Origin of the sequence: Vibrio sp. 10N.286.46.A8 (genome assembly GCF_041470165.1) — a bacterium.
GTDB lineage: Bacteria > Pseudomonadota > Gammaproteobacteria > Enterobacterales > Vibrionaceae > Vibrio > Vibrio tasmaniensis_A.
Map to the genome: position 1 here is coordinate 1 of NZ_JBFRLX010000122.1, position 10,648 is coordinate 10,648.

Genomic DNA, 10,648 nt, shown 5'->3' on the forward strand with positions numbered 1-10,648 from the left:
ATTTAATGAGTTTTGTTGAATGAATAGTTGATAGTTTGGATTTTAATAATCTTGGTTGGGAAGTGATTATTATCTTGAGAGTACTTTATACAAGATATGGAGTTATAAGTAATAAGATGCGTTTTATATTCTCTGTGTTTAAACATTGCATTTAATAATTGAGTTATTAGTAAATACCTGTGCTGAAATTATTTTCACACGAAATATCAATAATTAGGGTGTTGAGAATGATTTTCAGTGTTTCAAGGGCGTGAAATTTAAAAATAGCGGAGGTGATAGGAGTACCAAGTCGTAAAAAAGAACCCGTATTTGAGTTCTTTTCCTTTTTCTTCTTGTTGGCGATTTACTTATTACTGAGAGACATCGCGGTAAAAATACCGTTCGCAAGTGCTTGGATTTATGCGCTTAATGACGTTTGATATCACAGCGACAACCAACACCGAAAACACAAGCCTTCCCCAAAATATCGTGTAGAAATCAGCCCCGATGAGTAGGATCAACAACGTATCTTCAATTAAACTGTGGAGCAAGTTGAGCAGCATGATTGCGGTGAATACGTCTCTTGCTGAGATATGCCCTTTCTTGGCTTCATTGATTAATAAGCCGCCACCAAACGAAAGGCCGAGCGTGATTCCTATTATTGTTAGGTTTGTTGCGTCTTTGCTGATTCCCAGCACTCTTAACAATGGTCTCAGTAATACTGCCATGAGTTTCTCAATACCTAGAACCTTTAAGATCTTGAGTAACAGTAATAGTGCTGAGATTACCATGAAGATAACCGCAAAGTTCTTGAATTGTTCAAGCGCCCAACCAAGATAACTCGTGTCTCCAGATACTTCCGGTTGCCAAAGCACGGTTGCTGGGTAGTTGAGCCAGTCTCCGTATTGATAACTGAGGTTGAGTAGCCATGCCAGCACTAAGCCTCCACCCACTCTCACCGATAGGGTAGCCAGCCAGCTAACACCTGCTTTTTTGGCAATTGCGCCTTCAATTGGCAATGAGTGAGCAAGGAGCATCATGCTGCCTAAAATTGAAGCTTGAGCAACCGTTAAGGGAACATCGGAATTAATAAGGATAATTAGCCCGGCATAGATGTTGGTGAGTATGGTAGTTGCCCATACCAAGCCCATTTCTTTGGGTAATTCGACGCTTTCCATTATAGGGCTTAGCCATTCGCTAAGAATCATTATGCCGCCAAGCTCTTCGACGACTTTTATCAATATGATGATTGGAATCATGATACGGAAAAGCGTCGAAGTGACATCGAAGATTTCTTTGAGGAGCTCTTTGAAAAATTGATAGGTTGATTTCATTGCTACGACCATAACTCGTTGTGTTGTATAAAAAGATCTTACCGCGATTGTTGTGATTATTATTTCAAAAATAACTTATAAAATTACCCGTGATTTTTAAATTGTCGTAAAGTAAGAAATTATCAGTCAAAAAATCATGGTTTAAGAAATTATGGAAATAGACCGTATAGATAGAAGCATATTGGTTGAACTGCAAAAGAATAACCGGATCCCTAATCAATCGTTAGCCGAGATCGTAGGGCTATCACCTCCTGCTTGCTTAAAGCGAGTGAAACGATTGAGGCAAGAGGGCGTGATAGTCGGTGATGTATCGATCATTAATCCTGAGCTTACTGGTAGCAAGATGACCCTAGTTGTGTCCGTGGAAATGGAGCGCGACCGAGGGGATATCTATCAAATCTTTCGCCATTCTATTTCTAAGGCTGCAGAGGTCACTCAGTGCTATCAGATCTCAGGTAGCTTTGACTTTATGTTGATTGTTACAGTCACAGATATTCAAGCTTACGAAGACTTTGTTGAGCGAGTATTACGTAAAGATCTGAATATTCGCAAGTTCCATACCTCTGTCTCTATGAGAACCGTGAAATTTACCACTGCAGTTAATTTAGATGAGTCATGACTTTTAGTTAGATAGAGGTGTGAATAATTAGATCAAAGGCATAAGAGTTAGAGAAGAGACTTAGCGTTCAGGGTTTTGTGACATGCATAGGTTATTTTTGTATAAATACTAGTCATCTGTACAAAATGTTACTTTCATATTTTGTCATAACTTTAATAATTGTATATATTCCTCCGCTACAATAATAATTAACCGAAGTTAATACCAAATGACTGTCAGTTCAGCTTCTCAATCACGTGAAACGCTTCTAAGCGAAAACGAACAACTTGTCTCGACTACCGACCTTAAAGGTGTGATTACTTATAGTAATGACGCTTTTTGCCGTATTGCGGAATACAGCCAAGATGAATTACTAGGGCAACACCATAATGTTGTTAGGCATGGTGATATGCCAAAAGCGGCTTTTGCCGATATGTGGGTGAATCTAAAACAAGGCAAGGCTTGGCGCGGGATCGTAAAAAACAAGACTAAATCCGGTGGACACTACTGGGTTGATGCTTACGTTACCCCTATTTATGATGGCGGGAAGGTAAGTGGCTATCAGTCTGTTCGTGTTAAGCCGAAAAACGAATGGGTACAAGTCGCAGACAAGGCTTATCAAAGCTTATTGAAAGCTGAGACGTCAGGTCGCCAATGGTCACTACAGATCAGTGACAGTGTTCGTTACGCAGTGTTACTCGGCTCTTTGGCTGCGCCTCTGATTTCAAATCTTGTAGAAGTAGGGCAAGCATCGCAGTGGATATTGAGTCTTCTTCCTGTTTCTGCTCTAGCACTGCTTTTCCGACAAGAGCTCATTGATACACCATTACAGTTGAAAAAACTGCAATCTAAATTCGATAGTGTCAGTCGCCTTGTCTACTCAGGTAACAGTCGGTTCTCTGTTGCCGATTTTCATCTCAAGCTGATGTCTGCCCGAATTCGCACTGTGTTAGGCCGTATGACAGACTCAGCGAAACCATTGCAAGATTTAGCTGATAACCTTAATGCGACGTCATACCAAGTCACTGAAGCGCTCGATCAGCAGACAAAAGATATTCTTCAGGTACGTGAAGCAACTGAAGAGGTTGAAGTGACCGCCAATGAAGTATCTTCTCGTACAGAAGAAGCTCACCAAATTGTCGATGTTACCTTGCAAACTTGTGCTGGTGCTAAAGAGAGCATCGATCAAACCCACCGCAACCTTGAAAACTTGGCATCTCAGGCGGAGAAAGCGACGCACACGACTTACCAATTGAGCGATCAAGCGCAAAGCGTGAGCAAGATAATGGAAGAGATTGGTGGTATTGCTGAACAAACCAACTTGTTGGCACTTAACGCTGCGATTGAAGCGGCAAGAGCAGGCGAGCAAGGACGAGGCTTTGCAGTTGTTGCCGACGAAGTACGTGCTTTATCTGGACGAACGTCAAAGGCCACAGTTCAGATTAAAGAGAGCATCGATACCATGCTGGCGACGATTGAAAGCTGGCAGAAAGATATTCTGGCGAACAGAGACCAAACCGACGCGTGTGGTGATGTTGCGAAGGTGAGCGCAGAGCGTTTATCTGAAGTTGAAAATCTAATGCAATCGATGAATGAACTGATGCAATCTGTTGAAAGCTCTGCTCATAAACAACGTGAACTATCGAGCGAAGTAAACCTACATATGCAGTCTATCGCTTCTACCGCAGAGCAAAACTTGGTTGCAACACATTCTGTGAAAGACCACTCCACAGAGCTAAAAGAGCAAGTGAATGAGTTCTATCATTTAGCGAAGCGCTTCGAAGAAAAATAGCAGTTAGATTTTAGAAGCATGAAAAATAAGAGAAGCCTTGCGAAACTAGCAAGGCTTTTTTGTGGATCAAAAGAATCGTTTTCAGAAACAGAAAAGCCCCCAATAATTGATGTCCAACTATTGGGGGCAGTTCATAATGCAGGCTCTTTAGTGTGTTCAGTAAAGGGCTAATTTAACGTGTGATTATGTGCGCTCTGCCAAGTATGCTTCGTAGTCTGGGATCTCAATGATCACTTCTTCTTCAAGCAGTGAAGAGTTAAACAGGAAGTTAGCGGTAGCGCGGTTAGTTGCTACAGGGATGTTCCAAACACTTGCTATGCGAAGTAGTGCTTTTACGTCCGGGTCGTGTGGTACGGCATTTAATGGATCCCAGAAGAAAATCATCATATCGATCTTGCCTTCGGAGATAAGCGCACCAAGTTGTTGGTCTCCGCCCATTGGGCCGCTGATCATGCTCTTAATCGCTAAGCCTGTTTCTTTACTGAGTAGAGAACCTGTCGTGCCCGTTGCATAAAGGAAGTGCTTTTGTAGTTTTTCTTTGTTCTCTTTGACCCATCTTAATAGCTCAGGTTTGAAATGGTCATGAGCGACCAAAGCGATATTCTTATGCGTTGGCATAGTACGCGTCGTTTTTTGCATGGATGTTCCCTAAATGATTGATTCGTTTTTATTGTTTTGAGTTCTTTAGTCAATATAGCACTAAGGATTCACACTGAATACCGGGCGAAACTCAGAAGGTGACAATGAGTCAGCGATAATTTGATCTTTGAGTGTTGCGGGTGTCAGTGCCTCAATCATGGGTGCGCTATGTTTTTCATAAGGTTGACCACGCAAGTAATGGGTGGCTTGCTTTACCGACAAGCGACCTTGTTCAACCATTTTATCTGTTGGTGCAAAAAGCACCTTGTTACGAAGCAAACCGCGGTAGATTCCGTGACTTAAGTAACTTGAAATTAACCCAATCTCTTTGGTTTTACCCGCAGCTCTTAGTTCACTTATCGCAGCTTCAATCGCGACTGCACTTCCGACAATATATTGAATATCCGGTTGTTCGATGACTTGTTGTACCAAGTTTCTTTGCAATTCTTTATCGTTGTCTGCCCAATAGCTGATCGCGATTTTGATATCGCTCGATTTGATTGCATCATAAAACCCAAGAGCCACAGGCTTAGTGCCACCGCTTGCTTGTGGGCCAAGTAATAGGGCTATAGGTGTTTCTCCTGACCCTTTTGGATGTCTTTTCGATAAAAACTCTCCGACTTGGAAGCCCATTTGATACCAGTCGACACCGACCGTGCCTTTTAATACTCTTTGTTGTTCTTTATTGACGGTTAACTCATTGACTGTGGCAAATACAGGGGTTGCTCCGACCCAGTTGGTCAGGTTCTCATGGTAAGCGTCAGGCGAAACGGTGCCTAAAATAATGGCATCAGCTCCCCATTTCGTGCAAAGCACCAGTTGTGAGGCCTGTTTGGCTACGTTGGGGTAACCGCCAGCTTCTAAAACTCTAAGTTCGACTTGTTGCTTTTCTGCTTCTGAGACCATTCCGTAGTTAACCGATAACCAATAAGAGTCTTTTAGGTGCGGATAAATGGCACAAATTTTTTCTTTTTGTGATGTGGCTTCTGCCGGTTTTATTGGGCTCAAAGGCTCACTAGCACTTGCTACAGTGGTGACTGATGCTAGTAATGAGAGAAGAATTTTTGAAGTTAAAGGTCTAGATAGCATGAATTGCCGTTTTATTGGTTTTAGATAAGAAACACTGCAAAATATAGCGTATTCTGCATGGGTAAAGAAGAACGTTTTAAGGTTTAGAGTTTATGTTGTTAGCTTCAGCGAGTATTGGACGCAAGCTACTTGCCTCATTCTTAGTGATGGCCCTGTTGGTTTTATTGTCTGCATTGATCGGTGTTTCTGGTTTTAGCTTTGTAGCAAAGACTGAAAGAAACGTCGTCGATTCTGCTCTTCCTGCCATGATCGAAGCTCGTCAAGTATCTGAGTTGAGTAACCGTATTATTTCGTCGGTACAAACGCTTTCTAATGCGAGAAATGAAGCAGAAAGAAAAGAAGCGGGCACTATGTTGTTCGGTCAACTTGAGTCGCTTCTTCAGCATATCAAAGAACTTGGCGTCGACAGCTTTGATTCCCAACTTCTTAATAAACTCGAAAACAATGTCCAAAGTGTTATTAATACACTGGCTGAGTTGGGCGTGTCAGTTGAACGTAAGCTTTGGTTAAACAAGGAGCTGTCTTCTCGTGTTGAAGAGATGCGTCTACTTGCGGAAGAGCTAGAGCAGCTAACTCGAACCCAAGTGTTGAACACGGCCACCATCGCAGTTGCCAACGTCACACACATTTATGATCTACTAGAAACCAAGCAAACTGATAAAGCCTACCAAGCCTTAGATGCGCTTGTTGAGGTTGACCTCGATTTGTCTGAACGCTTGCATGAATTACATTTGTTGGCGTACAAAATGCTTAATCAAATTGAAGAAACGCAGACTGTCACTAACGTTGAACGTATTCATCAAATCCAATCTGAGTTTGAATCTAATCTAAGAATTATGGCGCGCCGTGTTAAAGCGGTCGAAGATCCGACTCGTTCAGCGCAGATGTCTCAGCTTCTTGAAGAATTAAGGAAGCGCCAAGTCGTGTTCGATATATCGCTAGAACAATATGAGAACACCAAAAAATCTGAATTTTTGATGCAAAATACGCTGGAGCTGTTTTCGCAACTGAATACAACGGTTAACCAATTGATCGACGATTCGAATCTAAGTACCAAAAAAGCGGTTGATGAGCTGACTAGCACGCTGAATCTAGCTCAATGGTCGTTGTCGGTGATTTCGGTTATTGGCTTGGTTATCGTTGCCGTTATTGTGTGGCGAGTTGTTTATATCTCGGTGGTTAAACGTCTTACTGAATACTCTTCAGCTTTGATGTCTATCGCTCAGGGGCGTCTGAATATCGATATCTCGGTTAAAGGTAATGATGAACTGGCTCATATGGGTGAGGCTATTATTACAGCGAGAAATACGGCACAGGCGCTACAAGTGGTAGCCGTTGGAGAAGCGAAGGCGAAACGTGAGCTCGAAGAACATAAAGAGCACTTAGAAGAATTGGTCACCGACCGAACTTATCAACTGCAAAAAACCAATGAGAAGTTGAATGTCGAGGTGGAAAATCACGCTAAGGCTCGTAATGCCGCAGAACAAGCAAGCCGGGCTAAGTCCGCCTTCCTCGCGACGATGAGCCATGAAATACGAACACCGATGAATGGTGTGTTAGGTACGGCTCGATTACTTAAAGATACTGGGCTAGATCCTTTGCAATCGGGTTATGCCGATATCATTAACCGCAGCGGCAAGAATCTTCTCGCCATTTTGAATGACGTGCTTGATTATTCAAAGATAGAAGCGGGGCATTTAGAAATACGCACGGCTTCGTTTGATCTCTACCAAATGGTTAAAGATACCTACCAACTAATGGAGGGGCGTGCTGCTGAGAAGAAACTTAATTTCGATTTCCATATTGAAAGTAACGTACAACGTTATTGGCGTGGTGATGTAACACGAATCAGCCAAATTTTGAACAACCTGGTTGGCAATGCGATTAAGTTTACTGAAACAGGCTCAGTCGATATCTTTATCAGCTTAGATATAGAAGATGAAAATCGAGTGATGTTTGAAGTGTCAGACACGGGGGTTGGCATTGATAGCAAAGAGCAAGCTTGTCTGTTTGATGCATTCACCCAAACCGGTAGTGGTCGCAATAAAACTGGCGGCACTGGGCTAGGGCTAGCGATCAGCAAAAGTATCATGCAAGCAATGAACGGTGATATTGGTGTTCATTCCGAAGAAGGAGAAGGTAGCCAATTCTGGTTCTCAGTACCTTTGTTCGCGGGTGAGAAGATTGAAACGAAAGCACCGACTATTGAAGCTTGTATCCGTGCCAAAGTACTGTTGATTGAAGATAACCCTGTTAACTGCATTGTTGCTGAGGGATTTCTGAATAACCTAGGCCATGACGTTGTGATGGCGACAACAGGAGAAGAGGCCAGAGCTATATTCAGTGAGCAGGCGTTTGATATTGCGCTGGTAGACATCAATCTACCCGATTGTGATGGCATAGAGCTGATTCAACAGTTAAAAGCGATTCTAGAACAAACGTCCACGGCTGAGCCGATAAATATACCACCTATGGTGGCGGTGTCGGCGCATGTATTCAATGAAGAAGTCGAAAGCTATTTAGCATCAGGGTTCGATGGTTTCTTGCCTAAGCCGTTGGAGAAAGAGGCTCTTTCTCAGCTCATCGTTACTCAACTCGATGGTAAAGCACTGTTGTTACCACAGCCTGATCCGAACGATGCTGTTTGCAAACAAAACTATAAACGCGTAATTGAGAGTAACAGTGATGAACGGAACGCCACACTGATGGCAGATGTATTGGCTAATCACACGGCTACCATTGATGCTAAATATGATACAACTGATTCCCGAGACAGAGGAGGTGCTCCGGTGAAATTGATTGATTCCAAAGTGATAGAGGGTGATCTGTCGATTCTTGGATTAGAGAAAATGAAACAGATCGTGGCGCTGTTTGATGAAAGCAGTGACCTGACCTTGAATGAATTAGCTGAGGCGAGTCAAGCGGATGATGGGCGAGAAGTGAAGTCCTTGGCGCACAAACTTAAAGGATCAGCGGGTAGTTTGGGTCTATCGGCACTGTACAGCTTGTGTCAGAGCATTGAAGCAAGCGAAGAACCATTATTGCAGTATCGAGATAACGACCAAGCTTTATCGGAACTAGTTAAAGACTCGTTGAAGGCACTTGTGCCCTATGTTTCAGTTTAACGATGTGAGCCTGTTTTAAGCTTATACCTAATCTGCAAGCCAAATAAAAAATCCTCTGAACGACTATTCGTCAGAGGATTTTTTATAGCATGTGTACCAATGGTTCTTTAAGAAAGACTCACCAACATTCCAAGCAATATAGCCTACGCTCGAGGCAATATAGTCAATGCTCAAAAGCTAGAATCAAGGTATACCGTTTACTCGCTATCTATTTTTACTATCTATTCTCAAAACGGTTGTAATCCAATAAACCAAACTCAATCGGTTGATCTTGTTGATACCAACGGTGAACTCGGTCGCTGAATGGCCAGAACTCAGGCGAACTGCGTCGTACTGCAAACTTATCCAGCAACGCGACGTAATCTTTTTCTGTGTCCAAGCTTTGCAGTGCTTTAACCAGAGTCGGTATATTGCGCTCAGTTAATGACAGATAAGCGGCAGGGTAGCTACCTACAACCCCACGTACTAGTGTTAAGTCGTCATTGGCGTAATCTCGATTACCCTCTTCATTGAACAGGCTTGAAATGTTGCTGTGAGCGTTATTGTGAATCATGGTGAACAGCTGCTCATCGCCGTTCTCGCTTTCAATCATGATCGTAACTAATTGAGGCACATGACGCAGACCAACTCCCTTAATCAAATTCACTTGTTTGAGCAGAGCTTCGTTTTTCCGACTGAAACCTGTTTCGACAATATCAAAGCGATTATCGAGGATCGGCGCGAGCTTATCTTTGATCATATTAAGCAGTTCACGCTTAGGATTTGTCGTTTTGTATATCACGTTGGTTGGCTGGTCAAAAGGTGCAATATTACGCTGCAAGTAGTCGCTCAACTGTGAGCTTTGGTTTTCATACCAACTTGAGTGTTCAATGTGTCGTACGTCTTTTGGAAGAAGGGTCAAGAAGTTACTCTCACCCTCAAGGCGCAAGAAATCCATAAACATACGGGTAATCAGTTGGTGGCCGAAGTTACCGTAGACATCAAAACCAGCAACGAGAAGGTAATGGATACGTTCTAGAAGGGCGTAATCAAGAATCCACGCTGTCTTGGGTTGTGGGCCAACTAAACCTTGAACAACTGAAGCGCTATCAAAGTGTCTAAAGATAGTAAGCGCGGCATTACGGTTCGTGCCATTGCCATCCCAAATGATATCTGTGTCTAGATTTACTCCGCTATCAAACCATTGATTGGTGAAGTCTGATTTTGCATTAAGGTATCGAGCTTGTTGCTTCGCGTAGCTCACCCAGCTTGTGACAGGGACAGTGTTGCTTTCTAGTTCACTAGGCAGCTTTAGGTTTTGCTTCTGGTTGGCATAAAACTGATTAATTTCAGGCAGATCTGCTTTATCAGGATCGATGAATAGTACCCAGAATCTATCATTGATCACGTTGAGTGCGAGCTGCCCGCGACACACCGGCCCCTTGATAAAGGCCATGATGGTGTTTTGTGCATTGTCCAGCATGAAATGGAAGCGCGAGTTCACCGGAAGAGCTTCAAACGAAGTCATTGGATTCGCCGCGACGTCAATCGCGTAGCTAGGAAGTTGTTTGACAGCGTAACGAGCATCCACAAACCATGTGTTCCAATTGTTCAGGCGTTCTTCATTTAATGCGAAAGGCATGTGTGTTTTGTGGACGATGGTGCCTTGCTCTGGAATCAGGCGATAATAAACCCGATCCACTTTTGGATCGTCGTAAGGTCGACGACTCGTGATGCGTTGAACCGCTTCACCAGGAGGCGTCGCAGAACGAACCAAGGTGAAGAAGCGTGTTGGCTGAGCTAAATCAGAGAAATAGAGGTGTGATAGAAACAGATGTTCATAGATATAACGTGCTGAAAGCTGGCTTTTATTGTCACTCTTGTTGAGAAAGCCCTCGTAGATATCAACGAGCTCTTGTTCCGCATCATTCAGTGGAATATGGTCATTCATTAACGCGCCGTTTTCCAACCAACTCATTAAAGTCGCGTATTCCGTTTTATCTAAGTTCGGCATGCCATAAGGCATTCCCCACGTCGGGTAATCTCTTTCGTATTGAGCGTACTCTTCAATGGTTGGACACTGTTGGTCGCGATCGGTTGAAAAGTCGAAGCC

At 43.2% G+C, this 10,648-nt stretch carries 8 protein-coding genes; 4 read left to right on the forward strand and 4 right to left on the reverse strand.

Annotation, left to right across the window (positions count from 1 at the left end; translation table 11 throughout):
• Nucleotides 1–350: 350 nt before the first annotated feature.
• Nucleotides 351–1,313 carry a hypothetical protein gene (locus tag AB4232_RS12925; RefSeq protein WP_372087274.1) on the reverse strand — a complete coding sequence of 321 codons (963 nt, stop codon included), beginning with the start codon at nucleotides 1,311–1,313 and terminating at the stop codon, nucleotides 351–353.
• A 151-nt stretch (nucleotides 1,314–1,464) separates the two neighbouring features.
• Between AB4232_RS12925 and AB4232_RS12930 the strand changes: the two genes are divergently transcribed.
• Entirely contained in the window at nucleotides 1,465–1,932 is a 468-nt protein-coding gene (locus AB4232_RS12930) for an Lrp/AsnC family transcriptional regulator (RefSeq protein ID WP_122047453.1), read from the forward strand.
• Between the two features lie 208 nt (nucleotides 1,933–2,140).
• Nucleotides 2,141–3,703 carry a methyl-accepting chemotaxis protein gene (locus tag AB4232_RS12935; protein ID WP_372087275.1) on the forward strand — a complete coding sequence of 521 codons (1,563 nt, stop codon included), beginning with the start codon at nucleotides 2,141–2,143 and terminating at the stop codon, nucleotides 3,701–3,703.
• Nucleotides 3,704–3,886: 183 nt separating this feature from the next.
• On the opposite strand, the gene AB4232_RS12940 is transcribed toward AB4232_RS12935, so the two are convergent.
• On the reverse strand, nucleotides 3,887–4,342 hold the full coding sequence (locus AB4232_RS12940; RefSeq protein WP_009844869.1) for a methylglyoxal synthase: 456 nt from the start codon (nucleotides 4,340–4,342) through the stop codon (nucleotides 3,887–3,889).
• A gap of 60 nt (nucleotides 4,343–4,402) precedes the next feature.
• The gene (gene torT, locus AB4232_RS12945) at nucleotides 4,403–5,350 is read right to left on the reverse strand and encodes a TMAO reductase system periplasmic protein TorT (RefSeq protein ID WP_240798283.1); all 948 of its coding nucleotides are present in this window, start codon (nucleotides 5,348–5,350) and stop codon (nucleotides 4,403–4,405) included.
• On the opposite strand from torT, the gene AB4232_RS12950 reads away from it, so the two are divergent.
• Nucleotides 5,295–5,459, forward strand: a complete 165-nt coding sequence (locus tag AB4232_RS12950) for a hypothetical protein (protein ID WP_231847902.1) — start codon at nucleotides 5,295–5,297, stop codon at nucleotides 5,457–5,459. The two genes, torT and AB4232_RS12950, sit on opposite strands and share 56 nt — an antisense overlap.
• Before the next feature lie 64 nt (nucleotides 5,460–5,523).
• Nucleotides 5,524–8,556, forward strand: coding sequence for a TMAO reductase system sensor histidine kinase/response regulator TorS (torS, locus tag AB4232_RS12955; protein WP_012600910.1), 3,033 nt, complete (start codon nucleotides 5,524–5,526; stop codon nucleotides 8,554–8,556).
• A gap of 217 nt (nucleotides 8,557–8,773) precedes the next feature.
• Here torS and AB4232_RS12960 read toward each other — a convergent pair.
• Nucleotides 8,774–10,648 (reverse strand): fatty acid cis/trans isomerase (locus AB4232_RS12960; RefSeq protein WP_372087276.1); only part of this gene is annotated, 1,875 nt, incomplete at its 5' end.

Excerpts from the sequence above, each read along its gene's own strand:
- torS (WP_012600910.1), top strand. The coding sequence starts at position 5,524 with ATGTTGTTAGCTTCAGCGAGTATTGGACGCAAGCTACTTGCCTCATTC.
- AB4232_RS12940 (WP_009844869.1), bottom strand. The coding sequence starts at position 4,342 with ATGCAAAAAACGACGCGTACTATGCCAACGCATAAGAATATCGCTTTG.
- AB4232_RS12925 (WP_372087274.1), bottom strand. The coding sequence starts at position 1,313 with ATGAAATCAACCTATCAATTTTTCAAAGAGCTCCTCAAAGAAATCTTC.
- AB4232_RS12935 (WP_372087275.1), top strand. The coding sequence starts at position 2,141 with ATGACTGTCAGTTCAGCTTCTCAATCACGTGAAACGCTTCTAAGCGAA.
- AB4232_RS12950 (WP_231847902.1), top strand. The coding sequence starts at position 5,295 with ATGGCACAAATTTTTTCTTTTTGTGATGTGGCTTCTGCCGGTTTTATT.
- AB4232_RS12930 (WP_122047453.1), top strand. The coding sequence starts at position 1,465 with ATGGAAATAGACCGTATAGATAGAAGCATATTGGTTGAACTGCAAAAG.